The 26,636-nt window shown below is 72.8% G+C and carries 19 protein-coding genes and 1 other RNA gene; 17 read left to right on the top strand and 3 right to left on the bottom strand.

The window, feature by feature from the left end:
- Positions 1 to 98: 98 nt before the first annotated feature.
- Positions 99 to 2,471 carry a PAS domain-containing sensor histidine kinase gene (locus MOX02_RS20505; RefSeq protein ID WP_147027654.1) on the bottom strand — a complete coding sequence of 791 codons (2,373 nt, stop codon included), beginning with the start codon at positions 2,469 to 2,471 and terminating at the stop codon, positions 99 to 101.
- A 178-nt stretch (positions 2,472 to 2,649) separates the two neighbouring features.
- Entirely contained in the window at positions 2,650 to 5,331 is a 2,682-nt protein-coding gene (gene pepN / locus MOX02_RS20500; protein WP_147027653.1) for an aminopeptidase N, read from the bottom strand.
- 165 nt (positions 5,332 to 5,496) lie between these two features.
- Here pepN and gloA point away from each other — a divergent pair, with 165 nt between their 5' ends.
- Entirely contained in the window at positions 5,497 to 5,937 is a 441-nt protein-coding gene (gene gloA / locus MOX02_RS20495; protein ID WP_147027652.1) for a lactoylglutathione lyase, read from the top strand.
- An 87-nt stretch (positions 5,938 to 6,024) separates the two neighbouring features.
- Here the strand turns inward: gloA and MOX02_RS31390 are convergent, their stop codons facing one another.
- Positions 6,025 to 6,201: a hypothetical protein gene (locus tag MOX02_RS31390; RefSeq protein ID WP_170267938.1), complete on the bottom strand. Its 177-nt coding sequence runs from the start codon at positions 6,199 to 6,201 to the stop codon at positions 6,025 to 6,027.
- 212 nt (positions 6,202 to 6,413) lie between these two features.
- Between MOX02_RS31390 and rnpB the strand changes: the two genes are divergently transcribed.
- The 16 genes from rnpB (at position 6,414) to ftsZ (ending at position 26,550) form a co-directional block, all read left to right on the top strand.
- Positions 6,414 to 6,814, top strand: an RNA gene (rnpB, locus tag MOX02_RS20490) — RNase P RNA component class A.
- Between the two features lie 409 nt (positions 6,815 to 7,223).
- On the top strand, positions 7,224 to 8,318 hold the full coding sequence (rsmH, locus tag MOX02_RS20485) for a 16S rRNA (cytosine(1402)-N(4))-methyltransferase RsmH (RefSeq protein ID WP_147027651.1): 1,095 nt from the start codon (positions 7,224 to 7,226) through the stop codon (positions 8,316 to 8,318).
- A complete protein-coding gene (gene ftsL / locus MOX02_RS20480; protein WP_147027650.1) occupies positions 8,315 to 8,821 on the top strand; it encodes a cell division protein FtsL in 507 nt (168 codons plus the stop codon). The genes rsmH and ftsL overlap by 4 nt, the downstream gene beginning before the upstream one ends.
- 192 nt (positions 8,822 to 9,013) lie before the next feature.
- On the top strand, positions 9,014 to 10,744 hold the full coding sequence (locus MOX02_RS20475; RefSeq protein WP_147027657.1) for a peptidoglycan D,D-transpeptidase FtsI family protein: 1,731 nt from the start codon (positions 9,014 to 9,016) through the stop codon (positions 10,742 to 10,744).
- Positions 10,745 to 10,773: 29 nt separating this feature from the next.
- Positions 10,774 to 12,249, top strand: coding sequence for a UDP-N-acetylmuramoyl-L-alanyl-D-glutamate--2,6-diaminopimelate ligase (locus MOX02_RS20470; protein WP_147027655.1), 1,476 nt, complete (start codon positions 10,774 to 10,776; stop codon positions 12,247 to 12,249).
- A gap of 8 nt (positions 12,250 to 12,257) precedes the next feature.
- Positions 12,258 to 13,718: a UDP-N-acetylmuramoylalanyl-D-glutamyl-2,6-diaminopimelate--D-alanyl-D-alanine ligase gene (locus tag MOX02_RS20465; protein ID WP_147027656.1), complete on the top strand. Its 1,461-nt coding sequence runs from the start codon at positions 12,258 to 12,260 to the stop codon at positions 13,716 to 13,718.
- 109 nt (positions 13,719 to 13,827) lie between these two features.
- Complete coding sequence (gene mraY, locus MOX02_RS20460; protein WP_147027649.1) at positions 13,828 to 14,913, top strand: phospho-N-acetylmuramoyl-pentapeptide-transferase; 1,086 nt, start codon at positions 13,828 to 13,830, stop codon at positions 14,911 to 14,913.
- Between the two features lie 57 nt (positions 14,914 to 14,970).
- Positions 14,971 to 16,350: a UDP-N-acetylmuramoyl-L-alanine--D-glutamate ligase gene (gene murD, locus MOX02_RS20455; RefSeq protein ID WP_147027648.1), complete on the top strand. Its 1,380-nt coding sequence runs from the start codon at positions 14,971 to 14,973 to the stop codon at positions 16,348 to 16,350.
- A gap of 121 nt (positions 16,351 to 16,471) precedes the next feature.
- On the top strand, positions 16,472 to 17,638 hold the full coding sequence (locus MOX02_RS20450) for an FtsW/RodA/SpoVE family cell cycle protein (RefSeq protein ID WP_147027647.1): 1,167 nt from the start codon (positions 16,472 to 16,474) through the stop codon (positions 17,636 to 17,638).
- Positions 17,635 to 18,744: an undecaprenyldiphospho-muramoylpentapeptide beta-N-acetylglucosaminyltransferase gene (gene murG / locus MOX02_RS20445; RefSeq protein WP_147027646.1), complete on the top strand. Its 1,110-nt coding sequence runs from the start codon at positions 17,635 to 17,637 to the stop codon at positions 18,742 to 18,744. Before MOX02_RS20450 ends, murG begins: the two co-directional genes overlap by 4 nt.
- Positions 18,745 to 18,790: 46 nt before the next feature.
- Positions 18,791 to 20,197 carry a UDP-N-acetylmuramate--L-alanine ligase gene (murC, locus tag MOX02_RS20440; protein ID WP_147027645.1) on the top strand — a complete coding sequence of 469 codons (1,407 nt, stop codon included), beginning with the start codon at positions 18,791 to 18,793 and terminating at the stop codon, positions 20,195 to 20,197.
- Positions 20,198 to 20,314: 117 nt separating this feature from the next.
- Entirely contained in the window at positions 20,315 to 21,238 is a 924-nt protein-coding gene (murB, locus tag MOX02_RS20435; RefSeq protein ID WP_147027644.1) for a UDP-N-acetylmuramate dehydrogenase, read from the top strand.
- Between the two features lie 178 nt (positions 21,239 to 21,416).
- Entirely contained in the window at positions 21,417 to 22,340 is a 924-nt protein-coding gene (locus MOX02_RS20430; RefSeq protein WP_147027643.1) for a D-alanine--D-alanine ligase, read from the top strand.
- A complete protein-coding gene (locus MOX02_RS20425; protein ID WP_147027642.1) occupies positions 22,307 to 23,242 on the top strand; it encodes a cell division protein FtsQ/DivIB in 936 nt (311 codons plus the stop codon). Before MOX02_RS20430 ends, MOX02_RS20425 begins: the two co-directional genes overlap by 34 nt.
- 68 nt (positions 23,243 to 23,310) lie before the next feature.
- Positions 23,311 to 24,633: a cell division protein FtsA gene (gene ftsA / locus MOX02_RS20420; RefSeq protein ID WP_147027641.1), complete on the top strand. Its 1,323-nt coding sequence runs from the start codon at positions 23,311 to 23,313 to the stop codon at positions 24,631 to 24,633.
- A gap of 105 nt (positions 24,634 to 24,738) precedes the next feature.
- A complete protein-coding gene (gene ftsZ, locus MOX02_RS20415) occupies positions 24,739 to 26,550 on the top strand; it encodes a cell division protein FtsZ (RefSeq protein ID WP_147027640.1) in 1,812 nt (603 codons plus the stop codon).
- The last annotated feature ends 86 nt before the right edge of the window (positions 26,551 to 26,636 follow it).

Raw genomic sequence — 26,636 nt, 5'->3', positions numbered from 1 at the left:
CGGGAGAGGTGATGGTGCAGCCCCCGTCTCCTCTGGTGCAGATCCGAAAAAATCGGGCGCGGGTCCCCTCTCCCGGACGGGAGAGGTGGGCGCCGGCCTCAGACCACCGCCGGGTGGACCGGGCTCGGGCGCAGGCTGGCGCCCGAGGCTTCGCGCAGCGCCGCCACGGTCTGCTGCGAGGAATCCTCCGCGGCGACCGCCCGCAGACGGTCCGGCGTCGGGGCGGGCAGGCGCACGAGCACGACCGTGCCGAGCCCCTCCTCGGAGCGGATGCGCAGCGCGCCCCCGTGCAGCTCGGCCATGGAGCGGGCGATGGCGAGGCCGAGGCCCGAGCCGTTGTGGCTGCGGGTGAGGTTGGTCTCCACCTGCGCGAAGGGCGCGCCGAGCTTCGGCAGGGCCGCCTTCGGGATGCCGATGCCGCTGTCCTCGATGTAGATGTGCACGTGGTCGCCGGAGGGGCGCCCCCGGACCATGATGCGCCCTTGGGCGGGCGTGAACTTCACGGCGTTCTGCATCAGGTTGACGAGGATCTGCTGGAGCGCCCGCTCGTCGGCGAGCAGGCGCAGGCCGGGGCAGAGATCGACGGTGACGGCGAGCGACTTCGCGCGGGCGGGCTCGGCCACGAGCTTCAGGGCGCCCTTCACGGCCGCGTCCAGGGGCAGCTCCCGCCGCACCAGCTTCACCCGGTGCGCCTCGATGCGGGACATGTTGAGGATGTCGTCGATGACCGAGAGCAGGTAGTTGCCGCTGGAGCGGATGTCCCGGCAGTACTCGCCGTAGCGCGGCGAGCCGAGCGCCCCGTAGACCTCGGTCTCCATCAGTTCGGCGAAGCCGATGATGGCGTTGAGCGGCGTGCGCAGCTCGTGGCTCATGTTGGCCAGGAACTCGGACTTCGCCTGGTTGGCGCTCTCGGCGGCGGCCTTCTGGTCGAGGTAGCGCTCGGCGAGGTCGGCGAGCTGCTGGGTCTGCAATTCGAGGGTGCGGCGGGAGCGCTTGAGGTCCTTGACGGTCTCGATCAGCTCGCGCTCGGAGGCGACGAGCTGCTCCTGGTGGCGCTTGAGGTTGGTGATGTCGGTGCCCACCGAGACGTAGCCGCCGTCCTTGGTGCGCCGCTCGCTGATCTGCAGCCAGCGGCCGTCCGCGAGCTCCGCCTCGAAGGTCCGCGAGGTGGCGCCCGCGTGCTCCGCGTCGGGCAATTCGCGCCGGACCCGGGGCAGCACGCCCCGGCCCATGATCTCGCCGTAGCGGCGCCCGGGCTGGGCGTCCTCGGGGCTGAGCGCGTGCAGGTGCCGGAATTTCGAGTTGCAGAGCACGAGCCGGTTGCCCGTGTCCCACAGCACGAACGCCTCCGAGATCGCCTCGACGGCGTCGCGCAGGCGCATGTCGGCGGTGGCGGTCGATTCCACGAGGTTGTGCTGCTCGGTCACGTCGACGGCGATGCCGACGAGGTGGCGCCCGCCGTCGTTCGGGTCGGGCACGATCTCGGCGCGGGTGCGCAGCCAGACGTAGGCGCCGTCGGCCCCGCGCATGCGGAAGGCGTGGTCCACCATCGTCTGGTTGGCGGCGAGCCCCCGGGCGAGGCTGTAGAGGTCGCCGTCGTCCGGGTGGACGAGGGCGTTGACGTCGCCGAAGGAGAGGAACTCGCGCTCGCGCCGGTAGCCGAGAAGCGCGTACATCGAGTCCGACCAGTAGATGCGCCCGCGCGGGATGTCCCAGTCCCAGAGGCCGCAGCCGCCCCGGCCGAGCGCCGTGTCGAGGCGCTGCTTGATCTGCTCGCAGAGCCGGTCGACCGCGTGGGCGCGCCGGGTCTGGAGGCCGTAGGCCACCGCGATGCCGACGATGACGAGGCCGGCCGCGCCGAGCAGGATCGCCTGGTTGCGGGCCCGCTCGCTCCAGGCGGCCAGCGCGTGGCCCAGCGGCTGCACCACGGCGACGCGGGGCGCGTTCTCCCCCGGCAGGCGGTGCAGGGCGGCGAGCGCCGCCTCGCCGCCGGGCAGCGTCACGCTCATCACCCCGGCCCGCTCGGCGAGGATCGAGAGGGCCTGGGTCTCGCCGATCACCTCCGGCAGAAGGGCGGCGCCCGGCAGCGGCGGGTGGGCGGCCAGGATCCGCTCGGTCGGCGAGACGATCAGGACGCGGCGCCCGCTCGGCAGCGCGGCCGGCGGCAGCAGGGCGGGGAGCCGGTCGGCGGCCGTGGCGCCGGTCTCGCCCGGCAGGGCGGCGGCGGCGAGCCGCGCGAAGGTCTCGACCTCGGCGGAGGCGGCGTGGACGATGTCCTCCCGCTGCATCTGGAGATGGAGGGCGGCGACGCCGCCGAGGCAGGCGAGGAAGGTGGCCAGCAGCGCGGGGACGGCGTAGCGCAGCCACGTCTCCGCCCGCACGAAGTGGGCGTGCGTGGCGCGCGAGGGCCGGTGAATGCCGAGAATCGTATCCGCGCGCGCGGAGAGGGAAGCGGAATCCGCCTCCGGCATAGCCGAACCTCGTCGCTTTCGGTGATGTCCCGGAGCGGAAGGAACGCTCGCCCCGAATCATGGATATATGATCATCCGGGCGGGCGACTTGTCCACGGCTTTCTCGCGGCCTCGCTTGACAGCGGGCCCTCGTGTCCGGACGGCCGCAAGGCCCCGCTCGATTCGGAATTCCCTTTACTTAAGAATGCGTTAACGAGCCGGCTAGGGTTCGCGCCAGGATGTCGGTGACGTCCCGCGAGAGGCCCGGCCGGGCCTGCATCCGGGAGAGGATTTCGCCGGCTCTGGAAGACCTTGCGGGCTCCAGCATCCGCCACGAACCGAAGGTTGTGAGAAGCTTGGCCGCAATCTGCGGATTCACCCGGTCGAGGGCCTCGACGGTCTCGGCGAGGAGCGCGAACCCGGCCCCGTCGGCCCGCGCGAACTGGGTCGGGTTGCCGAGGCCGAAGCTGCCGATGAGCGCCCGGACCCGGTTCGGGTTGGTCATGGCGAAGGCGGGGTGGCGGCGCAGGCGGGCGATGCGCTCGAGCGTGCCGGCCTCGGGGATCGTGGCCTGGAGGGCGAACCACTTGTCGAGGACGAGGGGCTCGTCCGCGTAGCGCTCGCCGAAGGCCTCGAGCGCGCGCTCCCGCGCCGGCCCGGGAATCTGGGCGAGGACCGAGAGCGCCGCGAGGCGGTCGGTCATGTTGGTGGCGGCGGCGAGCTGCGCCTCGGCTGCCTGTGTCCCGGCCTCGGGGTCGGCGATGCCGAGGAGGTCGAGGGCGGCGTTGGCCAGGGCCCGGCGGCCGGCCGAGGCCGCGTCCGGGCTGAACGGCGCGCCGGCCGCCGGCGCCAGCGCCGCGCGCAAGGGGTCGAGGCGCCCGCGCAGGCTCCGCCCGAGATGCCGCCGCAGGGCCTGGCGGGCGCGGTGGATCGCGTCCGGGTCGACGTCGCGCCCCATCTCGTTGGCCACGTCCCCCTCGCCGGGCAGGCCGAGCACCAGGGCGGCGAAGGCGGGGTCGGCCAGCGCCTCCGCGTCGAGGAAGGCGCCGAGCGCCGCCGCGTAGGCCGCCGCGGCGGGGCCGGCCTCCTCGGCCCCCTCGGCCCCTTCAGCACCTTCGGCCTCCTGCGCGCGCGCGGTCGCCCGGTCGAGGATCAGCCGCATCGCCACGCTCTGGGCGGCCTGCCAGCGGTTGAACGGGTCGGTGTCGTGCCGCAGCAGGGTCAGCCGCTCGGCGTCGCCGAGGTCCATCTCCAGGCGCACCGGCGCCGAGAAGCCCCGGAACAGGGAGGGCACCGGCGGCTCGGCCACGCCCGCGAAGGTGATCGTGTCCGAGGCGGCCTCCAGCACGAAGACCCCGTCGCGCACCCGCTCGCAGGTGGCTTCGAGGGGCCCGGCGGCGCCGACGAGGCCGAGCGCCACCGGGATCACGAGGGGCGCCCCGTCCCCGCCGGGCAGGCTCTGGCGCAGGCTCAGCGTGTAGCGGCCCGTCTGCGCGTCGTGGCTGCCCGCCGCGCTCACCCGCGGCGTGCCGGGCCGCTCGTACCAGCGGGCGAAGGCCGAGAGGTCGCGCCCGCTCTCGGCCGCGAAAGCCGAGAGGAAGTCCTCGACGGTGGCGGCGCGGCCGTCGTTCTCGGAGAAGTAGCGGTCCATGCCCGCCCGGAAGGCGGCGGGGCCGAGCAGGGTGCGGATCATCCGGACGATCTCGGCGCCCTTCTCGTAGACGGTCGCCGTGTAGAAGTTGTTGATCTCGGCGTAGGCCCGGGGCCGCACCGGGTGGGCGAGGGGGCCCGCATCCTCGGGGAACTGGCGGGCGCGCAGCGTCCGCACCTCGCCGATCCGGTGCACCGCCCGCGAGCGCATGTCGGAGGAGAATTCCTGGTCGCGGAAGACGGTGAGGCCCTCCTTCAGGCAGAGCTGGAACCAGTCCCGGCAGGTGACGCGGTTGCCCGACCAATTGTGGAAGTACTCGTGGGCGATCACCGCCTCGATGTTGGCGTAGTCCGTGTCGGTGGCGGTCTCCGGGTCGGCGAGCACGTACTTGTCGTTGAAGATGTTGAGGCCCTTGTTCTCCATCGCCCCCATGTTGAAGTCCGAGACGGCGACGACGTTGAACACGGCGAGGTCGTAGGGGCGCCCGAACGCCGCCTCGTCCCAGCGCATCGAGCGCAGCACGGCGTCGAGGGCGTAGTCGGCGCGCGGGCCCTTGCCGGGCTCGACGTAGACGGCCACCGTCACCGCGCGGCCCTCCATCGTCGTGAAGGGGGCCGAGACCCGGTCGAGCCGGCCGCCGACGAGCGCGAACAGGTAGGCGGGCTTGGGGTGCGGATCGTGCCAGACGGCGAAGTGGCGGCCTGTGCCCGGCACCGCGCCCGCCTCGCCCGGGTCGCCGTTGCCGAGCAGCACCGGCGCCTCCTCCCGGTCGGCCTCGATGCGGGTCGTGTAGACGGAGAGCACGTCCGGCCGGTCGAGGAAGTAGGTGATGCGCCGGAACCCGTCCGCCTCGCACTGGGTGCAGTAGACGCCGCCCGAGCGGTAGAGGCCCATCAGCTTGGTGTTGGCGGTCGGGTCGATCTGCGTCTCGACCGTGAGCGTGAAGGGCCGCTGCGGCGGCGCGTGCAGGGTCAGGCCGCCCGGCGAGGCCGCGAAGGCGTCCGCGGGCAGCGCCTGCCCGTCGAGGGCGAGGCCGAGGAGGGTCAGCTCGTCCCCGTCGAGGACGAGGGGCGCGCCCGGCACGCCCGCCGGGTTCGGCCGCACCGCGAGGGTCGCCGAGACGCGGGTGTCGTGGGGCGCGAGGCGGATGTCGAGATCGACCCGGTCGATCAGGTGGTCGCTCGGCCGGTAATCCTCCAGCCGGATCGTCTGGGGCGTCTCGGTGCGCATGGATCCTCCGGCAGCCGGGGCAGGGGCCCCGCTTTCTCACGGCTCAGCCCCGCGACGCAACGCCGGGGCCAGAGGCGTGACGCGGCGCGTGCCGCGAGGCGGGCGCCGGCGTTGACCCGCCCGGCCGGAGGGCCAGATAGGGCCCGGTCAGCCGGGAGAGCTCAGATGGAATACCTGCACACGATGGTCCGCGTGGCGGATCTCGACCGCGCGCTCGCCTTCTACGTCGACGCGTTCGGCCTGAAGGAGGTGCGCCGGGTGGAGAACGAGAAGGGCCGCTTCACCCTCGTCTTCCTCGCCGCGCCGGGCGATGCCGAGCGGGCGGAGGCGACGAAGTCGCCGCTCGTCGAGCTGACCTACAACTGGGATCCGGAGGAATACACGGGCGGGCGCAATTTCGGCCATCTCGCCTACCGGGTCGACGACATCTACGCCCTCTGCCAGCGCCTGAAGGACGCGGGCGTCACCATCAACCGGCCGCCGCGGGACGGGCACATGGCCTTCGTGCGCTCGCCCGACGGCATCTCGATCGAGATCCTGCAGAAGGGCGAGGCCAAGCCCCCGCAGGAGCCCTGGGCCTCGATGGAGAACACCGGCACGTGGTAGCGGCGGCGCCCGGCCTCCCGCAGCCGGGCACGTCGCGCGCGCGCGCCGCGCCTCTGAGGCCGGGCGCTGCCGCGGGCTCCGGTGGGCTCAGCCGGCGCCTGTCTCGGCGGCGGGGGTGATGCCGAGCTCCGCGAGCTTGGCCGAGACGGCCTCGATCGGCCGCTTGAGCTTGAGGCTCATCACCGAGACCGGCAGGCGCTCGCGCGCCATCTCGGTGAGCTGCTGGACGGATTCGAGGGTCCAGGTCGTGTCCTGCGGTCCCATGCTCGCCTCCTCATCGCGTGTCGCGCGTTCGGCGGGGCGCCGGCCGAAGGCCCGCAGCCCTCGCTCCGGAAGCTAAGGCGGCGGCCCCCGTCATACAACCGAGCGGTGAAATTCCGGGCATGCCCAGCGGGCGGGCAGGCGCGGCGCGGGCCCGCCGGCCCGCTCCCGGCCGCTTGACCCCGCCCGCGTCCGGGCGCACAGCACGCCCCGGATCAGCCGGCCGGGCGGCCGCTCCGGACTTCATCCGTCCGGGGAGGAAAGTCCGGGCTCCATGGAGAGACGGTGCCGGATAACGTCCGGCGGGGGCGACCCCAGGGACAGTGCCACAGAGAGCAGACCGCCCTGCATGCAGGGTCAGGGTGAAAGGGTGCGGTAAGAGCGCACCGCGGACGCGGCAACGCGGACGGCACGGCAAACCCCACCGGGAGCAAGACCGAATAGGGGCGACGCGCCCCCCGCGAGGGGTGGCAGGCCCACTCTCCAGGCCGGTCGCCCGGGTTGGTTGCTCGAGGCGGTCGGCAACGACCGTCCCAGAGGAATGGCCGCCACGCGCGGGCCGGCCGCGAGGCCGGCCTTCGCCCTACAGAACCCGGCTTACAGGCCGGCTGATCCGCCCGCCGGCCCGGCGCGAGGGCCCGGTGCGAGGCCACGCGATTTTCGCGCGTTTCCTTACCGTCGGTTAACCTTGCTGAGGTCTGATCGGCGCCTGCGATCCTGCGGTTGCATGCGTTGACGATCCTCAGAAGCCCATGGTACCCGCCAACATCCCGTCAACGGCACCTTTCGGATCGGCGGACGCGTCGCGCGTTCTCCGAGTGACCGCCCGTGCGCGCTCCCGCGCCTCCGGAAGGGCATCGACGATCCGGCCCGCGCGCATGCGGGCCGCGGACGCTGCAGGCAGACATGATCGAACCCGCTCCGGACGACGCCGTCAGGATCCCGCGCCGGATTCGGCGCCCGGCCCCTTGTACCGCTCGTTGCCTCGCCCCTCGCCCCGCCCCTTGTCCCGGCGCGAGGCCGCGATGAGCCGCCCGGCCAGACCCCCGACGGCGAAGCCGTCCCCGTCCAGGCCCCGGGCGGGCGGGCCCGGCCTGCCGGGAGAGGGCGCCGCCCCGCACGTGCCGGTCCTGCTCGGGCCGGTGCTGGAGGCGCTCGCGGTCGCGGAGGCCGGCCTCTCGGTCGACGGCACCTTCGGCGCCGGCGGCTACACCCGGGCGCTGCTCGCCGCCCACCCGCAGGAGCGCGTCGTCGCGATCGACCGCGACCCCACCGCCATCGCGGGCGGGCAGGGCCTCGTCGCGGAATCCGGCGGGCGGCTGCGGCTCGTGCCCGGCCGCTTCGGCGACCTCGACGCGATCCTGCAGGGCCTCGGCGAGGCCGCCGCCGACCGGGTGGTGCTCGACATCGGCGTCTCCTCGATGCAGATCGACCAGGCCGAGCGCGGCTTCTCCTTCCGGCAGGACGGTCCGCTCGACATGCGCATGGAGCGCTCCGGCGAGAGCGCGGCCGACCTCGTGAACGGGGCCGAGGAGGCGGCGCTCGCCGACATCCTGTTCCACTACGGCGAGGAGCGCCGCGCCCGCGCGGTCGCCCGCGCCATCGTCGAGCGCCGCCGCCGCGGCCCCATCGAGACCACGGCCGAGCTCGCCGAGCTCGTGGCGGGCGTGGTGCGGGCCGACCCCGGCAGCGGCATCCACCCGGCCACCCGCACCTTCCAGGGCCTGCGCATCGCGGTCAACGACGAGCTCGGCGAGCTGGTCCGCGCCCTGCACGCGGCCGAGCGCGCGCTGCGGCCCGGCGGGCGCCTCGCCGTGGTGACCTTCCACTCCCTGGAGGACCGCATCGTGAAGCAGTTCCTCTCCGCCCGCAGCGGCCGGGCGGTGCAGGCGTCGCGGCACGTGCCGAGCGTCGCCCGGCCGGTGCCGCGCAGCTTCCAGCCCGTCACCAAGGGGCCGGTCCTGCCGGACGAGGCGGAGATGGCGGGCAACCCCCGCGCCCGCTCCGCCAAGCTGCGCGCCGCCGAGCGCACGGACGGCCCCGTGCCGGAGCCGCTGGCGGCGATCGAGATGCTGGCGAGCCTGCCGGCCAGCGCCACTCGCGGAGGGCCGCGCCGGTGATCCGTCTCCTCAACGTGCTCGCCGTCCTCGGCCTCGTCGCCTCGGCGATCTACGCCTACTCGACGAAGTACGAGACCCTGAACCTCGCCGGCCAGGTCTCCAAGCTGAAGAGCCAGCTCCACAAGGAGCGGCAGGCCGTGGCGGTGCTGCGGGCCGAGTGGCAGCTCCTGACCCGGCCGGACCGGCTGCAGGCGGCGGTGGAGAAGCACATCGCGCTGGAGCCGATCGGCACCGAGCACCTCGCCCGCCTCTCCGACCTGCCGGCCCGGCCCGAGCGCGGCGACGAGATCGGCCGCCTGCTCGCCGCCACGGCGACGCCCAAGGAGAAGCCGGGCCCGGCCGAGCCCCGCACCACGGGCTCGATCACCCGGACCGTCACGACGACGACCCGCACCACCACGACCACGACCCGGCCGGCCGCGACCCACACGCCCAGGAGCGCATCCGCCGGCGCATCCGCCGGCGCATCCGCCACCGCCTTCCCCACGACGGCTTCGAGGTAGCTTCCCGTGTCCGAAGACGCTTATCCCGGCCGCGGCGCGCCCCAGGGTCCCGGGGACGGACCGCATCCCGAGTTTGTCGACGCGGCGGCTCCGGCCGAGGCGGCGGCCTGGGAGGCATCCGAGCATCACCCTTCCGAATCCGGCGCGCCCGAGATCGCCGACCATCACGGCGAGCAGGCTCGCAGCCCGGTCATGAACCTCGTCCGCTCGATGTTCCGCCTCGCCATCGAGCGCTCCTACACCCGCGTCGGGCTCGTCGGCCTCGCCTTCGCGGGCGTCTTCGGCGCGATCAGCGTGCGCCTCCTGATGATGGCGGCCTTCGGCGAGCCCCCCAGCCAGGAGCACCGGGTCGCGGCCGCCTCCACCACGGCGATCCGGCCCGACATCGTCGACCGCAACGGCGAGGTGCTGGCCACCGACATCCGCACCGTCTCGGTCTTCGCCGAGCCCGGCAACATCTACGACAAGGACGAGGCGGTGGAGCTTCTCACCGCCGTCCTGCCCGACCTGAACGCCACGGAACTGCGCGCCAAGCTGACGCCGAAGCCCGGCAGGAAGGGCGTCGGCTTCGTCTGGGTGAAGCGCGAGCTGACCCCGAAGCAGCAGGCCGAGGTGCACCGGCTCGGCATCCCGGGCATCGGCTTCCTGCCCGACCACAAGCGGGTATACCCGAACGGCACGGCCGCCGCCCACATCCTCGGCGTGACGAACCTCGACAACATCGGCATCGCCGGCATCGAGAAGTACATCGACAACCAGGGCAACCGGGCGCTCAACGAGTTCGGCCTCGTCGGCAAGCAGACCGACCTCAAGCCGGTGCAGCTCTCGATCGACCTGCGGGCCCAGTTCGCCGTGCGCGACGAGCTCGCCAAGGGCATCGAGCACTTCCGGGCCAAGGCCGGCGCCTCGATGATCATGGACGTGACCACGGGCGAGGTGATCGCCCTCGTCTCGATGCCCGACTTCGACCCGAACAACCCGGTCGACGCGCTCTCGGACGACCGCATCAACCGCATGAACGTCGGCGTCTACGAGATGGGCTCGACCTTCAAGGCGATGACGCTCGCTATGGCGCTCGAGTCGGGCAAGTACACCGTCAACTCGACGTTCGACACCCGCGGCGGCGTGCTGAACTGGGGCCGCCAGAAGATCCACGAGTATCACGGCACCAACCGCGTCATCACGATGCCGGAGGTGTTCACGCACTCCTCGAACATCGGCTCGGCCAAGATGGCCCTCGGCGTCGGCGTGCCCGGCCACAAGGCGTTCCTGAAGAGGATGGGCCTGCTCGACCGGCTCCGGACCGAGCTGCCGGAATCGGCCGCCCCGATCATCCCGCCGCGCTGGACCGAGATCAACACGATCACCATCGCCTTCGGCCACGGCCTCGCGGTCGCCCCCCTCCAGGCCTCGGCCGCGGTCGCCGCGATCTCGAACGGCGGCTTCCTGATGACGCCGACCTTCCTCAAGACCACCCCCGAGGAGGCGATGGCCAAGGCCACCCGCGTGCTCAAGCCCGAGACCAGCGAGGCGATGCGCTTCATCATGCGGCTCAACGCTGTGGAGGGCTCGGCCAAGAAGGCGGCGATCCCCTACTACTTCGTCGGCGGCAAGACCGGCACGGCCGAGAAGGTCATCAACGGGCGCTACGTGAAGAACCGCCTGTTCACGACCTTCATGGCGGCCGCCCCCATGGACAAGCCGAGATACCTCTTCGTCACGCTGATGGACGAGCCGCAAGGGCTGCCGGAGAGCGGCGGCTACGCCACGGCGGCCTGGAATTCCGGCGTCGTCACGGGCAAGGTGATCGAGCGCGTGACGCCGATCCTCGGCCTGCCGCCCTATTTCGAGCCGCCGGCCAAGCCCTTCCCGCTGATGGTGAAGCTCGGCGCCTACCACGCCACCCAGGTGGGCGGCCCGTGACCCTCGAGGTCGGCCCGGAGGACGCGAGCATGACCGCGATCGGCCCGACGCTGAGCGACCTCTTCCCCGACGCCCCGACCGACGGGGCGGGGGACTACGTCGTCGCGGGCCTGACCGCCGATTCGCGCAAGGTCGCCCCCGGCTTCGTGTTCCTGGCGGTGCCGGGCACCCGGGTCGACGGCAAGGCCTTCGCGGCCGGCGCCGTCGCGGCCGGCGCCATCGCGGTGGTGGGGGAGGGGGCTCCCCCGCCCGATCTCGACCCGGACGTGCCCTGGATCGCCGTCGCGGACGCGCACCGCTGCCTCGCGCTGGCCGCCGCCCGCTTCCACGGCCTGCAGCCCGAGACCGTCGTCGCCGTCACGGGGACGAGCGGCAAGAGCTCGGTCGCCGATTTCACCCGCCAGATCCTCGCCCGTCTCGGCCGCGAGGCCGCGAGCCTCGGCACGGTCGGCATCGTGACGAACCGGGGCGCCTCCTACGGCTCGCTGACGACGCCGGACCCCGTCTCGCTCCACAGGACGCTGGCCTGCCTCGCCCGGCAGGAGGGCATCACCGACCTCGCCATGGAGGCCTCCTCGCACGGCATCGTGCAGCGGCGCCTCGACGGGGTGCGGCTCTCCGCGGTCGGATTCACCAATCTCGGGCGGGACCATCTCGACTACCACGCCACGGTCGAGGAGTACCTCGCGGCGAAGCTGCGGCTGTTCACGACGCTCGCCCGCCCCGGCACGCCGGCCGTCATCAACGCCGACGGCGCCTATGCCGAGCGCGTGGTCGAGGCGGCCGCGGGCAACGGCCTCGACATCCGCACGACGGGCCGGGCCGGTGACCATATCCGCCTGGAGGCCGCCCGGACCGAGGGCTTCGCGCAGGTGCTCGATCTCCTCGGCCCCGGCGGCCGGCACACGGTGCGGCTGCCCCTCGTGGGCGGATTCCAGGTCGAGAACGCCCTCGTGGCGGCGGGCCTCGCCCTCGCGACGCCGGCGGGCGATGCCGACCCCGGGGCGGTCTTCTCCGCGCTGGAGCATCTGGAGGGCGTGCCCGGCCGCATGGAGCGGGTCGGCGAGGTCAATGGGGCGCTCTGCCTCGTCGACTACGCCCACAAGCCCGAGGCGCTGGAGGGCGTGCTGACGGCGCTGCGCCCCTTCGCGACGGGGCGTCTCGTCCTCGTCTTCGGCTGCGGCGGCGACCGCGACCGGGGCAAGCGCCCGCTGATGGGCGCCATCGCGGCCCGCCTCGCCGACCGCGTCATCGTCACCGACGACAATCCCCGCACGGAGGAGCCGGCCGCCATCCGCGCCGCGATCCTCGCCGCGGCGCCGGGCGCCGCCGAGATCGGCGACCGGGCCGAGGCGATCCGGTCGGCGGTCGCGGGCCTCGGGCCGGGCGATGTGCTGGTCGTGGCCGGCAAGGGTCATGAAACCGGCCAGATCGTGGGGGATCGCGTGCTCCCGTTCTCGGATCACGACGTGGTCCGCGCCGCGATCGCGGAGGTGAGGGGATGACCGACCAGATGACCGACGCGCCGCTCTGGACCGCCGACGACCTCGCCGCGGCCACCGGCGGCCGCCTCGCCGGCGAGGCCCGCCCGATCACCGGCGCCTCGATCGACACCCGCAGCCTTCAGCCCGGCGACCTGTTCTTCGCGATCCGCGGCGAGGCCCGCGACGGGCACGACTTCGTCCCCGACGCGCTGGGGCGCGGGGCGGGCGCGGCGGTCGTCTCGGAGGTCCGCGCCGCGGACCTCGCCCCGCACGGCCCCGTGCTCGCGGTGCCGGGGGAAGGCGAGGACCCGGTCCTCGACGCCATGCGCCGCCTCGGGCAGGCCGCCCGCGCGCGGACGCGGGCCGCCATCGTCGCGGTGACGGGCTCCGTCGGCAAGACGGGCACCAAGGAGGCCCTGCGCCACGTACTCTCGGCGCAAGGCGAGACCCACGCCTCGATCGCGTCCTACAACAATCACTGGGGCGTGCCGCTGACGCTCGCCCGGATGCCGGCCGGGAGCCGCTTCGGCGTTTTCGAGATCGGAATGAACCACGCCGCCGAGATCCTGCCGCTCACCGCGATGGTGCGGCCGGACGTGGCGCTGATCACCACGGTCGAGCCTGTCCATATCGAGCATTTCCGCTCGCTCTCGGCCATCGCCGACGCCAAGGGCGAGATCTTCTCCGGGCTGAAGCCCGGCGGCGTCGCCGTGATCAACCGCGACAATCCGAACTTCCCGCGCCTGCTGGCGCACGCCCTGGCCTCGCGCGCCGGCCGCGTCGTCACCTTCGGCGAGCACCCGGAGGCCGATGTCCGGGCGAACCGCATCGTGCTGCGGCCCGACCTCTCCGTGGTCGACGCCACCGTCATGGGAATCCCCGTCACCTATCAGCTCGGCACGCCGGGCCGGCACGTCGCCATGAACTCCCTCGGGGTGATGGGCGTCGTCCACGCCCTCGGCGCCGATCTCGCCCGCGCCGCCCTCTCGCTCGCGGCGTTGCGGCCGCCGGTCGGGCGCGGCGAGCGCACGGCGCTCGCCCTGAAGGGCGGCGAGGCCTTCCTCGTGGACGAGAGCTACAACGCCAATCCCGCCTCGATCCGCGCCGCGCTGGCGACGCTCGCCGCCATCGAGACCGGCCCGCGCGGGCGCCGCATCGCGGTGCTCGGCGACATGCTGGAGCTCGGCGAGGCGGCCGAGCGCCACCACCGCGAGCTCGCCGCCGCCGTCGAGGCGAGCGGGATCGACCTCGTCTTCACCGCGGGTCCGCTGATGCGCCACCTGTTCGAGGCGCTGCCGGTCGGCCGGCGCGGCGTCGCCTGCACCGCCTCGGCCGACCTCGTCGAGCCGGTGCTCGGCGCGCTGCGCCCCGGCGACGCCGTGATGGTGAAGGGCTCGAACAGCATCCGCATGGGACGGATTGTCGAGGCGCTCAAAGCCCGCTACGCGGGCGACCCATCACAGCGCGCGGCCGCCCTCTCGGCGCCGTGACGTCTCCTCGCGCCGCGGGCCACCCTCGGGCGGTCGCGGACGGGCCGGAGGTCGCCGCACCCTCCCGGCCCCGCATCGTCGATCGAACCCTGCTGCGGCCGAGCCCCGGATGCTGTACCTCCTGTCGGACCTGAGCGGCTCCTTCTCGCCTCTCAACGTCTTCCGCTACATCACCTTCCGCACCGGCGGCGCGCTGTTCACGGCGGGCCTGTTCGTGTTCTGGTTCGGACCCTGGATCATCTCGCTGCTGCGCCTGCGCCAGGGCAAGGGCCAGCCGATCCGAGAGGACGGGCCGCAATCCCACCTCCTGACCAAGCGCGGCACGCCGACCATGGGCGGGCTGATGATCCTGGCCGGCGCCATCGTGGCGGTGCTGCTCTGGGCGAACCCGCGCAACCACTACGTCTGGATCACCCTCGTGGTGACGCTGGGCTTCGGCGCGATCGGCTTCTACGACGATTACCTCAAGGTCACGAAGCAGTCCCACAAGGGCTTCTCGGGCAAGTTCCGCCTGGCGCTGGAGGCGCTGATCGCGATCTCGGCCTGCACGATGATCGCGCTCTACTCGCCGGCCGCGCTGCAGAACCAGCTCGCCTTCCCGGTCTTCAAGGACGCGCTCCTGAACCTCGGCTGGTTCTACGTGCTGTTCGCCGGCTTCGTGATCGTGGGCGCGGGCAACGCGGTCAACATCACGGACGGCCTCGACGGCCTCGCCATCGTCCCCGTCATGATCGCCTGCGGCACCTTCGGGGTGATCGCCTACCTCGTCGGCAACTCCTTCACCGCGAACTACCTGCAGGTGAACTACGTGCGCGACACGGGCGAGCTCGCCATCGTCTGCGGGGCGGTGATCGGTGCGGGCCTCGGCTTCCTCTGGTTCAACGCGCCGCCCGCGCAGATCTTCATGGGCGACACCGGCTCGCTGGCGCTCGGCGGCCTCCTCGGTGCCGTCGCGGTGGCCACGAAGCACGAGATCGTGCTGGCCATCGTCGGCGGCCTGTTCGTGCTGGAGATCATGTCGGTGATCATCCAGGTCGCCTCCTTCAAGCTCACGGGCAAGCGCGTCTTCCGGATGGCGCCGATCCATCACCATTTCGAGCAGAAGGGCTGGAAGGAGCCGCAGGTCGTGATCCGCTTCTGGATCATCGCCGTGATCCTGGCGCTCGCCGGCCTCGCGACCCTGAAGTTGCGCTAGCCGCGACGATATGGTCCTTCGGCGGCGAAACGACGTCGCCCGCGTACCGGAAGGCCCATGACCCCCGTCACCACCTACGAAGGACGCCGCGTCGCCCTGTTCGGCCTCGGCGGCTCGGGGCTCGCGACCGCGCTCGCCCTCAGGGCCGGCGGTGCCGAGGTCGCGGCCTGCGACGACAACCCGGCGAGCATGGAGCGGGCGCAGGCCCAGGGCATCGCGACCGTCGACCTGCGCGAGGCCGATTGGTCGGACTTCGCCGCCCTCGTCCTGTCGCCCGGCGTGCCGCTGACCCATCCCGAGCCGCACTGGACAGTCGGGCTCGCTCGCGCCGCGGGCGTCGCGGTGATCGGCGACGTGGAGCTGTTCTGCCGCGAGCGGGCGAAGAGCGCGCCGGGTGCGCCTTTCGTCGCCATCACGGGCACCAACGGCAAGTCGACCACGACGGCGCTGATCGCCCACCTCCTGCGGGAGGCCGGCCACGACGTGCAGATGGGCGGCAACATCGGCACCGCGATCCTCTCGCTGGAGCCGCCGATGGCTGGCCGCGTCCACGTGATCGAGCTCTCCTCCTTCCAGATCGACCTGACGCCCTCGCTCGCGCCCTCGGTCGGCATCCTCCTCAACATCACGCCGGACCACCTCGACCGGCACGGCACGATGGAGCAGTACGCCGCCATCAAGGAGCGGCTGGTGGCGGGCGCCGACCTCGCGGTCGTCGGCACCGACGACGGCCCGAGCCGGCTCATCGCCGAGCGGCGCGAGGGGCCGACGGTGCGGGTCCACGTGGCGGGGCCGACGGAGGCCCTGACGCCCGTCGACGGGCTCGTCGCCCAGGAGGGCGTGATCCGCGAGGGCGACGCGGTGGTGGCGGATCTCACCGGGATCGGGTCCCTGCGCGGCGCCCACAACTGGCAGAACGCCGCGGTGGCGGCCGCCGCCGTGCGCACCCTCGGCGTGACCGGCGAGGCGCTGCAGGCGGCCCTGCGCAGCTTTCCCGGCCTGCCCCACCGCATGGAGGAGGTGGCCCGCCGCGGCCGCGTGCTCTTCGTCAACGATTCGAAGGCGACGAACGCCGATTCGACCGAGAAGGCGCTCACCGCCTTCCGCGACATCCACTGGATCCTCGGCGGCAAGGCCAAGGAGGGCGGCATCTACCCGCTGGTGCCGCTGTTCTCCCGCGTCGCCCACGCCTACCTGATCGGCGCGGCGAGCGACGCCTTCGCGGCGACCCTGGAGGGCGCCGTGCCCTACACCCGCTGCGAGACCCTCGACGTGGCGACCCGCGCCGCCGCCGAGGGCGCGGCCGCTTCGGCCGCGCCGGAGCCCGTGGTGCTGCTCTCGCCGGCCTGCGCCTCCTACGACCAGTTCCGCAGCTTCGAGGAGCGCGGCGACCGCTTCCGCGAGCTCGTGCGCGAACTCGTGCCGACGCTACCCTGACGGGTATCGAACGTCAGAAAGCGATAACCATAAGAGACCGTTTACCATTCGGGCACAGGATCGCCGCCGGCTGTCGGACGCTCCTCCCCGGGCGTCCCCCGGACGGAGCACGCCCTTCGCCATGATGTCCCGCGCGGAACGCACGCCCCTGACCGACTGGTGGTGGACCGTCGACCGCGGCCTGCTCGCCGCCCTCGGCGCCCTGATGGTGGCGGGCCTCGTCTTCCTGATGGGCGGCGGCCCGCCGGTGGCCGAGCGCATCGGCCTGCCCACCTTCTACTTCCTGAACCGGCAGGCGCTCTACCTCGCTCCGACCATCCTGCTCATCGTCGCGGTCTCCTTCCTGTCGCTGCGCCACGTCCGCCGGGTCGCCCTCGTGACCTGGGTGGTCGGCGTGGCGCTCTGCATCCTGGCCGGCAAGTTCGGGCCCGAGATCAAGGGCGCGCACCGCTGGATCCAGTTCGGCTCCTTCGGCCTGCAGCCCTCGGAGTTCGTGAAGCCCGCCTTCGTGGTGGTCGCCGCGTGGGCCTTCTCGGAGGGCGCGCAGCGCCGCGACATGCCGGGCGGCTTCCTCGCCATCCTGCTCCTGCCCGTCACCATCGTGCCGCTGATCCTGCAGCCCGATTTCGGGCAGACGATGCTGATCACCATCGTCTGGTGCGCCCTGTTCTTCGTGGCGGGCCTGCACTGGTTCTGGGTGGCCGGCCTCGGCGCGGCGGGCCTCGTCGGGGTGTTCGCCGCCTACACCTTCCTGCACCACGTCCGCGAGCGCATCTCGCGCTTCCTGAACAAGGATTCGGGCGACAGCTTCCAGGAGTTCTGGTCCCGCGAGTCGTTCCGCTCGGGCAGCTGGTTCGGCACCGGACCGGGGGAGGGGGTGGCCAAGCGCCACCTGCCCGACGCACATACGGACTTCATCTTCTCGGTCACCGGCGAGGAGTTCGGCGTGCTGGTCTGTCTCGGTCTCCTGGCGCTGTTCGCCTTCATCGTGATGCGCGGCCTGAAGCTGGCGCGGCGCACCGACGACACCTTCTCGCGCCTCGCCATCACGGGGCTCACCACCCTGTTCGGCCTGCAGGCCTGCATCAACATGGCGGTCAACACGCAGCTCATGCCGGCCAAGGGCATGACGCTCCCCTTCGTCTCCTACGGCGGCTCCTCGCTGATCTCGCTGGCGCTCGGCATGGGCTTCCTCATCGCGCTCACCCGCAAGCGCCCCCGCGTGACCATGCTGAGCCAGAAGCCGCCGGGCACCGCGCCCGCCACCGTCGCGGGAGTGATGCGGTGACGGTGTTCCAGGCGACGGTCCTGCTCTGCGCGGGCGGCACGGGCGGCCACCTCTTCCCGGCCGAGAGCTTGGCGCACGCCCTGCGCGCGCGGGGCCTGCGGGTGGCGCTCGCCACCGACGCGCGGGTGGATTCGATCGCCCAGGACTTCCCGGCCTCGGAGATCGTGACGATCCCCTCCGCCACGCCGTCGGGCCGCTCGCTGGTGCGTCGCGCCGGCGCGCTCCTCACGCTCGGGCGCGGCTTCGGCGAGGCGGCCCGGCAGGTCCGGCGGATCAACCCGGCCGTCGTCGTCGGCTTCGGCGGCTACCCCACCGTGCCGCCGATGCTCGCCGCGCAGATCCTGCGCGTGCCGACCGTCCTGCACGAGCAGAACGCCGTGATGGGCCGCGCCAACGCCTTCCTGGCCCGCGGCGCCCGCACCATCTGCACGGGCTTCGCCGAGGTGCGCGGCGTGCCCGCCAAGGCGCGGGCGCCGCGCATCCACACCGGCAACCCGCTCCGCCCGGCCGTGCTCGAGGCGGCCCGCACCCCGCTGCCGCCGCTCGGGCCCGGGGACGACCTGCGGCTCCTCGTGTTCGGCGGCAGCCAGGGCGCCCGCGTGATGAGCGAGGTGGTGCCGAAGGCGGTGGAGCAGCTGCCCGCGGACCTGCGCGCGCGCCTTTCCCTCGTCCAGCAGGCCCGCGCCGAGGATCTCACCGCCGTCCAGAACGCCTATCTCAGCCTCGGCCTGCGCGGGATCGAGGCGGCGCCCTTCTTCCGCGACCTGCCCGCCCGGATGGCCGGGAGCCACCTCGTCGTCGCGCGCTCGGGCGCCTCGACGGTCTCGGAGCTCGCCGCGATCGGCCGGCCCGCGATCCTGGTTCCGCTGCCGGGCGCTCTCGACCAGGACCAGGCGGCCAACGCCGCCACCCTCAGCCGGATCGACGCGGCGCTCGCCATCCCGCAGAGCGCCTTCACGCCGGACCGGCTCACGGCCGAGCTCGTCGATCTCCTCGGAAATCCCGAGAAATTGACCCGGGCCGCCGCAGCGGCCAAAAGCGCCGGCATCCACGACGCCGCCGAGCGGCTCGCCGCGGTCGTCGTCGAGACGGCGGCCCGCACCTGATCACCCCGATCCCGCGCCGACGCGCCCGAACGGAACGGTTCTGACCATGAAGCTGCCCGACAAGCTCGGACCCATCCACTTCATCGGCATCGGCGGGATCGGCATGTCCGGCATCGCCGAGGTGATGAACAACCTCGGCTACACGGTGCAGGGGTCGGACGCCAACGACAACGCCAACGTCCGCCGCCTCGCCGAGAAGGGCATGAAGACCTTCGTCGGCCACGCGGCCGAGAACGTCGAGGAGGCGGCCCTCGTGGTCGTCTCGACCGCGATCCGCCGTGACAACCCGGAATTGGTGGCCGCCCGCGAGCGCCGACTGCCGGTGGTTCGCCGGGCCGAGATGCTGGCCGAGCTGATGCGCTTCAAGTCCTGCGTCGCCATCGCGGGCACGCACGGCAAGACCACCACGACCTCTCTCGTCGCGACGCTGCTCGACGCCGGCAATCTCGACCCGACCGTGATCAACGGCGGCATCATCAACGCCTACGGCACCAACGCCCGCATGGGCGAGGGCGAGTGGATGGTGGTGGAGGCCGACGAATCGGACGGCACCTTTCTGAAGCTGCCCGCCGACGTGGCGATCGTCACCAACATCGACCCCGAGCACCTCGACCATTTCGGCTCTTTCGACGCGGTCAAGGACGCCTTCCGGCGCTTCATCGACAACATCCCCTTCTACGGCTTCGCCGTGATGTGCATCGACCATCCGATCGTGCAGGACCTCGTCGGGCACATCGAGGACCGGCGCATCATCACCTACGGCGAGAACCCGCAGGCGGACGTGCGCCTCCTCGACGTGGACCTGCGCGGCGGCCAGAGCCGCTTCCGGGTGATGATCCGCGACCGCCGTCCCGGCTTCCGGATGGAGATGGAGGATCTCGTCCTGCCGATGCCCGGCAAGCACAACGCGCTCAACGCGACCGCCGCGCTCGCGGTGGCGCACGAGCTCGGCGTCTCGCCCGAGGCCATCCGCCGGGCGCTCGCCGGCTTCGGCGGCGTCAAGCGCCGCTTCACCCGCACCGGCGAGTGGAACGGCGCCCAGATCTTCGACGATTACGGACACCACCCGGTGGAGATCAAGGCAGTGCTCAAGGCCGCCCGCGCCTCGACGGACGGCTGCGTCATCGCCGTGGTGCAGCCTCACCGCTACACCCGCCTGCAGTCGCTGTTCGACGATTTCTGCACCTGCTTCAACGACGCCGACACGGTGATCGTCGCTCCCGTCTACGCGGCGGGCGAGCAGCCGATCGAGGGCTTCGACCGGGACAGCCTGGTCGCCGGCCTGAAGTCGCGCGGCCACCGCGACGCCGTGGCGCTCGAGCGCTCGGAGGATCTCGCCGGCATCGTCGCGGGCCACGCCAAGCCCGGCGATTACGTCGTCTGTCTCGGCGCCGGAAACATCACGCAGTGGGCCTACGCCCTGCCGGGGGAACTCTCCGCCCTGAAGGTGTGAGGGCGTGCGGCCGGCCCATCCCGGGCGGCGGCGTCCCGACCGCCATCGGGTCCGTGCCCGACACGATCCTCGCCGCGCATCCTTCTCCCCGCCCGCGGGGAGAAGGGGGGAACACGAATGACCGGATTTCCTGACCTCATCCCGCAGATTCGCGCCGGCGCCCCGCAACTCCGCGGCCGGCTCCTGGCGAACCCGTCGCTCGCGGACCTGACCTGGTTCCGCGTCGGCGGCCCCGCGCAGGTGCTGTTCACGCCCGCCGACGAGGAGGACCTCGCCCATCTCCTCGCCGGCCTCGACGCCGGCGTGCCCGTGACCGTGATCGGCCTCGGCTCGAACCTGATCGTGCGCGACGGCGGCGTGCCGGGCGTGGTGATCCGCCTCGGCGGGAGAGCCTTCGGCAGCGTCGAGATCGACGGGCAGAGCCTGCGCGCCGGCACCGCCGTGCCCGACATGCGCCTCGCCAAGGCGGCGGCCGAGGCCGGGCTCGACGGTCTCGCCTTCTTCCGCGGCATCCCGGGCTCGGTCGGGGGCGCGCTGCGCATGAACGCCGGCGCGCACGGCGGCGAGACCACCGACGTCCTCGTCGAGGCCCGCGGCATCGACCGGACGGGGCGCCTGCGCACCTTCGGCCACGCCGAGATGGGCTTCTCCTACCGCCATACCTCGGCGCCCGAGGACGTGATCTTCACGAGCGCCCTGTTCCGCGGAAGGCCCGGCGAGCGCGAGGCCATCGAGGCCGAGATGGAGCGGGTCACCGCCGCCCGCGAGGCGGCCCAGCCGATCCGCGAGCGCACCGGCGGCTCGACCTTCAAGAACCCGCCCGGCGGCAAGGCCTGGCAGCTCGTCGACGCGGCCGGCTGCCGCGGCCTGACGATGGGCGGCGCGCAGGTCTCGGAGATGCACTGCAACTTCCTGATCAACCGCGGCGGCGCCACCGCCGCCGATATCGAGGGCCTCGGCGAGGAGGTGCGCCGCCGCGTGCGCGAGACCTCCGGCGTCGAGCTGCATTGGGAGATCAAGCGGATCGGCGTCGCGGCCTGATCGCGGCCGGGACGACGGCTGCGCGGGAGCGCCACGTCCCGTGCGGGGCTGCCGTATCGGGAAGCCGTCCGCGAAGACGATTCCGTCCCGGCCTTCTCCGAATGGGCCGGGCCGTTCGACGTGACCGATTTCGCCGATCCCTGATCGTACCGACGACCTCCAACCCGCGAGCCCGCCCATGTCCAAGCACGTCGCCGTCCTGATGGGCGGATGGTCCTCCGAGCGGGAGATCTCGCTCCGCTCCGGCACCGCCTGCGCCCGGGCTCTGGAGGAGCAGGGCTACCGCGTCACGCCCGTCGATGCCGGGCCCGACGTCGCCACGGTGCTCACGGCCCTCAGGCCCGACGCCGCCTTCAACGCGCTGCACGGGCCGGCCGGCGAGGACGGCACCATCCAGGGCCTGCTCGAGCTCCTGAAGATCCCCTACACCCATTCCGGCGTGCTCGCCTCGGCCCTCGCCATGCACAAGGAGCGTGCCAAAACGGTCATGCGGGCGGCCGGAGTCAGCGTGCCGGAGGGCCGCGTCGTTAACCGTCATGATGCAGCCAGAGCACACCCGTTAACCCCTCCGTACGTCGTCAAGCCGATCGCCGAAGGGTCCTCGATGGGCGTGATCATCGTGCGCGAGGAGCGCTCCCACCCGCCCCAGATCCTCGCCTCGGACGACTGGACCTACGGCGAGCAAGTCCTTGCGGAGACTTACGTTGCGGGCCGCGAGCTGACCTGCGCCGTGATGGGCGACCGGGCCCTCGGGGTGATCGAGATCAAGCCCGCCACCGGGGAGTGGTACGACTTCGACGCGAAGTACGCCGCCGGGGGGTCGATCCACGTGCTGCCGGCAGAAATTAAACCAAATGTTTACCAGCGTGTCCAAGAGTTGGCGTTAACGGCGCATCAAGCACTGGGCTGCCGGGGCGTCAGCCGTGCCGACCTTCGCTACGACGATACACCGGGAGGAACCGGTGCCCTCGTCGTGCTGGAGGTCAACACGCAACCCGGCATGACCCAGACGAGCCTTGTGCCGGAGATCGCAGCCCACGCTGGCTTGAGTTTCGGTGAGCTCGTCCGATGGATGGTGGAGGACGCTTCTCTGGGCCGCTGAGCCCCACCGGGTATCCCGGTGACGGCGGCCTGCGCGCCCGTCTCGCGAGCCGCCTGCCCCGCTTCCTTCGCCGGAGCCGCCGGCCGCGGCCCGCGACGCCCATCGCCGAGCGCCTGCCGGCCTATGCCGGCTCGCTCGGGCTCTCGGCCGCCTTCGCCGCCGTCGCCGTCACGGGTTTCATCGCGAGCGGGCGCTACGAGGCGTTCGTCGTCGAGCACGGCCGCCCCCTCGACATCGCCGCGCGGCTGGCCGGCTTCGGCGTCGAGCGCGTCACCATCTCGGGCATCTCGCGGATGTACGAGCGCGAGGTGCTTCAGGCCGCTGGCATCGACGGCCGCTCCTCCGTGGTCTTCCTCGACGTGAACGAGGTCCGCGAGCGCCTGATGCGGGTACCGCTCATCGCCTCGGCCTCGGTGCGCAAGCTCTACCCGAACGAGATCGTCATCAACCAGGTGGAGCGCGAGCCCGCCGCCCTCTGGCAGAAGAACGGCGAGATCAGCGTCATCGCCGCCGACGGCACCGTCATCGACACCATGCGGGACGACCGCTACGCGAGCCTGCCCCTCGTGGTTGGCGAGGAAGCCAACACGCGGCTCGGCGAGTACCTCGCGCTGATCGGCGCGGCCGGCGCCCTCGGCGAGCGCGTCAAGGCTGGAACCTTCGTCTCCGGACGCCGCTGGACGCTCAAGCTCGACGGCGTCGACGTGCGCCTGCCCGAGAGCGGGGCCGCCGCGGCTCTGGCCCGCCTCGTGCGGCTCGAGCGCGAGGCGAAGATCCTGGAGAAGGACATCATCGCGGTCGACCTGCGCATGCCGGACCGCGTCGTGGTGCGCCTGACCGAGGAGGCCGCCGCCGTCCGGGCCGAGAGCCAGAAGAAACCGAAGAAGGGGACCGCGACATGAGCCGCGCCCCGCACCGCTCCCCCCTCCGCCCCGCGTCCATCCCCTCTCCCGTCGTCCGGTAGCGTTCGATGCACAGCCACCACGGCCTCACGCCGAGACTGAAGCCGCTCTCCGCCCGCCGGAGCGCGACGCTCTCGGTCCTCGACATCGGAACGAGCAAGGTCGTCTGCCTCATCGCCGAGCTGCAGCCGGCCGAGGCGCTGACGACCCTCAAGGGCCGCACGCACCTCGCCCGCATCATCGGCATCGGCCACCAGCGCTCGCTCGGGCTGAAGGGCGGCGTCATCGTCGACCTGGAGAAGGCCGAGGCCTCGATCCGCCAGGCGGTGCACGCCGCCGAGCGGATGGCGAAGGTCGAGGTCCAGTCGGTCATCGTGAACATGTCGGGCGGCCGGCTCGGCTCCCAGCATTTCGAGGCGCGGGTCAACGTCCGCACCGGCACCGTCACGGGCTCGGACGTCGAGCGGGTGCTGGAGACCGCGAGCGCCCACGCCGTCAGCCCCGGCCGGGCCGTGCTCCACGCCCTGCCGACGGGCTACGCGCTCGACGGCCAGGGCGCCGTGATCGACCCGTCGGGCATGATCGGCGACGCTCTCGGAGTCGACCTGCACGTCGTCACGAGCGAGGCGGCCGCCGCCCGCAACCTGATGCTCGCCGTCGAGCACTGCCATCTCGGCGTCGAGGCGGTGATCGCCACCCCCTACGCCGCCGGCCTCTCGGCCCTCGTCGACGACGAGGCGGAGATGGGCGTCGCAGTCGTCGACATGGGCGGGGGCACCACCAGCGTCGGCGTCTTCGCGGGCGGGCACCTCGTCCACTGCGACGCGGTCGCGGTGGGCGGCCACCACGTCACCATGGACATCGCCCGCGGGCTCTCGACGCGGGTCGCCGCGGCCGAGCGCCTGAAGACCCTCTACGGCTCGGCCATCGCCACGCCCTCCGACGAGCGCGACATGATCGCGGTGCACGGGGTCGGCGAGGACGAGGCCGATGCGCCGACCCACGTGCCGCGCTCCCACCTCGTGCGGATCATCCGCCCGCGGGTCGAGGAGGTGGTCGAACTGGTGCGCGACCGCCTGCGCAACGCGGGCTTCGCGGAGCAGGCGGGCCGTAGAGTGGTGCTCACGGGCGGCGCCAGCCAGCTCGTCGGCCTGCCCGAGGTCACCCGGCGGGTGATGCAGGGGCAGGTCCGGATCGGCCGGCCGCTCGGCATCCGCGGCCTGCCGGAGGCCGCCAAGGGGCCCGCCTTCTCGGCGGCGGTCGGGCTCCTCGTCTACCCGCAGGTGGCCCACGCGGAGCATTTCGAGCCTCGCGGGCACGGCGTCTTCGCGGGCACCGGAACGGACGGTTACCTGGGCCGGCTCATCGACTGGATCGGCCAGAGCTTCTGAAGTGAGGCGCGGCGGCCGGATCGGCCCGCCGCGGCCTGAAACGCCATCGGCGCTCCTTCCGGAGCGCCACAGCACATCGCGAAAGTCACGAGAGGGTCGAGCATCATGGCCATCAGTCTGCAGGCGCCGGACATCCGGGAACTCAAGCCCCGCATCACCGTCTTCGGTGTCGGCGGAGCCGGCGGCAACGCCGTCAACAACATGATCGAATCGGGCCTGCTCGGCTGCGAGTTCGTGGTGGCCAACACCGACGCGCAGGCGCTGACCTCCTCCAAGGCCGAGCGCGTCATCCAGATGGGCATCGGCGTCACGCAGGGCCTCGGCGCGGGCTCGCACCCCGAGGTCGGCTCGGCGGCCGCCGAGGAGGTGATCGACGAGATCCGCGACCAGCTCTCGGGCGCCCACATGTGCTTCATCACAGCCGGCATGGGCGGCGGCACCGGCACGGGCGCCGCGCCCGTCATCGCCCGGGCGGCGCGGGACATGGGCATCCTCACGGTCGGCGTCGTCACGAAGCCGTTCCAGTTCGAGGGCATGCGCCGGATGCGCACGGCGGAGGCCGGCATCCAGGAGCTCCAGGCCGCGGTCGACACCCTGATCGTGATCCCGAACCAGAACCTGTTCCGGGTCGCCAACGAGAAGACCACCTTCGCCGACGCCTTCGCGATGGCCGACCAGGTGCTCTACTCGGGCGTCGCCTGCATCACCGACCTGATGGTGAAGGAGGGTCTGATCAACCTCGACTTCGCCGACGTGCGCGCGATCATGCGCGGCATGGGCAAGGCCATGATGGGTACCGGCGAGGCGTCCGGCGAGAAGCGCGCCAGCCGCGCCGCCGAGGCCGCCATCGCCAACCCGCTCCTCGACGACGTCTCGATGAAGGGCGCGCGCGGGCTCCTCATCTCGATCACCGGCGGCAACGACCTCACCCTGTACGAGCTCGACGAGGCGGCCACCCGCATCCGCGAGGAGGTCGATCAGGAAGCCAACATCATCCTCGGCGCCACGTTCGACGAGAGCCTCGACGGCATCATCCGCGTCTCGGTCGTCGCCACGGGCATCGAGCCGGCCCTGATCTCGGCGAACTCGCCGAACAACCCCGAGATCGTGCAGACCGAGCAGCGCATCGCGGAGGTCGCCGAGCGCCTGCGCGCCGAGGCCCGCGCCCGCGCCGCCCAGCCCGCCGCCCGCGCCCCCGAGCCGGCGCCGCAGGCGATGACGGCCCAGAGCCCGCTCCAGGCCGCCCCCTCGGCCGCCCAGGCCCTCTCGCACGCCGTCTCGCATGCTCCCCAGGCGGCGAGCCTCGGCATGCCCGTGCGCCCCGCGGCTCTCGAGCCGATGATCGCCGCCGCGGACCTCCGGGCCGAGGCTCAGGCACCCGTCGTGCGTGACGACGTCGTGCTGACCCAGGCGCAGCCTCGCGTCGCGGTGCCCTACGCGGCCCCGCCCGCCCCGCAGGCCGAGCCCGCTGCCCCGCTGGCCGCCGGCCCGTTCGTGCCGCCGCGCCCCGCCGCGCCGGCCTCGGCCGCCGCCCCGCTCGCCCGTCCGCCGCGCATGCCGCAGATCCATGAACTGCCGCCGATCGGCCAAGCCCAGATCCGCGCCAGCCGCGGCGAGGAGCAGGCCGAGACCCCGGCCGATTCGAAGCGGATGACGCTGCTGCGTCGCCTCGCCACGGTGGGCTTCGGCGGCCGCCGCGAGGAGCCCGAGGCCGCCCCGGCACCCGTCCGGACGGCAGCGGCCCCACAGCACAGCCTGCCCCCGGCGGCGCCGCCGGCGCCCCGCGCGCCCGCCGCTCCGGCTTACCGGCCCGCGCAGGGGAACCTCGACCCGCAGGGGCGCGTCGCGCCGGCTCCGCGGATGATGGACGACGACCAGCTGGAGATCCCCGCCTTCCTCCGCCGCCAGGCGAACTGAGGACGCGGCGGACCTCGCTCCGGCGAGGTCCGATCTCCGGTGCCGTGACCCGTCCCGGGGCTCGCGCTGCGCGAGCCCCGGGACAC

It is taken from the genome of Methylobacterium oxalidis (assembly GCF_007992195.1).
Taxonomy (GTDB): domain Bacteria; phylum Pseudomonadota; class Alphaproteobacteria; order Rhizobiales; family Beijerinckiaceae; genus Methylobacterium; species Methylobacterium oxalidis.
The sequence above is the reverse complement of the archived record's forward strand: the minus strand, read 5'-3'. Positions and strand labels throughout refer to the sequence as shown.

What these genes read in the sequence shown, in the direction of transcription:
- MOX02_RS20505 (WP_147027654.1), bottom strand. Translation starts at nt 2,471, where the DNA reads ATGCCGGAGGCGGATTCCGCTTCCCTCTCCGCGCGCGCGGATACGATT.
- pepN (WP_147027653.1), bottom strand. Translation starts at nt 5,331, where the DNA reads ATGCGCACCGAGACGCCCCAGACGATCCGGCTGGAGGATTACCGGCCG.
- gloA (WP_147027652.1), top strand. Translation starts at nt 5,497, where the DNA reads ATGGAATACCTGCACACGATGGTCCGCGTGGCGGATCTCGACCGCGCG.
- MOX02_RS31390 (WP_170267938.1), bottom strand. Translation starts at nt 6,201, where the DNA reads ATGGGACCGCAGGACACGACCTGGACCCTCGAATCCGTCCAGCAGCTC.
- rsmH (WP_147027651.1), top strand. Translation starts at nt 7,224, where the DNA reads ATGAGCCGCCCGGCCAGACCCCCGACGGCGAAGCCGTCCCCGTCCAGG.
- MOX02_RS20475 (WP_147027657.1), top strand. Translation starts at nt 9,014, where the DNA reads ATGAACCTCGTCCGCTCGATGTTCCGCCTCGCCATCGAGCGCTCCTAC.
- MOX02_RS20470 (WP_147027655.1), top strand. Translation starts at nt 10,774, where the DNA reads ATGACCGCGATCGGCCCGACGCTGAGCGACCTCTTCCCCGACGCCCCG.
- MOX02_RS20465 (WP_147027656.1), top strand. Translation starts at nt 12,258, where the DNA reads ATGACCGACGCGCCGCTCTGGACCGCCGACGACCTCGCCGCGGCCACC.
- mraY (WP_147027649.1), top strand. Translation starts at nt 13,828, where the DNA reads ATGCTGTACCTCCTGTCGGACCTGAGCGGCTCCTTCTCGCCTCTCAAC.
- murD (WP_147027648.1), top strand. Translation starts at nt 14,971, where the DNA reads ATGACCCCCGTCACCACCTACGAAGGACGCCGCGTCGCCCTGTTCGGC.
- MOX02_RS20450 (WP_147027647.1), top strand. Translation starts at nt 16,472, where the DNA reads ATGATGTCCCGCGCGGAACGCACGCCCCTGACCGACTGGTGGTGGACC.
- murC (WP_147027645.1), top strand. Translation starts at nt 18,791, where the DNA reads ATGAAGCTGCCCGACAAGCTCGGACCCATCCACTTCATCGGCATCGGC.
- murB (WP_147027644.1), top strand. Translation starts at nt 20,315, where the DNA reads ATGACCGGATTTCCTGACCTCATCCCGCAGATTCGCGCCGGCGCCCCG.
- MOX02_RS20430 (WP_147027643.1), top strand. Translation starts at nt 21,417, where the DNA reads ATGTCCAAGCACGTCGCCGTCCTGATGGGCGGATGGTCCTCCGAGCGG.
- MOX02_RS20425 (WP_147027642.1), top strand. Translation starts at nt 22,307, where the DNA reads ATGGATGGTGGAGGACGCTTCTCTGGGCCGCTGAGCCCCACCGGGTAT.
- ftsA (WP_147027641.1), top strand. Translation starts at nt 23,311, where the DNA reads ATGCACAGCCACCACGGCCTCACGCCGAGACTGAAGCCGCTCTCCGCC.
- ftsZ (WP_147027640.1), top strand. Translation starts at nt 24,739, where the DNA reads ATGGCCATCAGTCTGCAGGCGCCGGACATCCGGGAACTCAAGCCCCGC.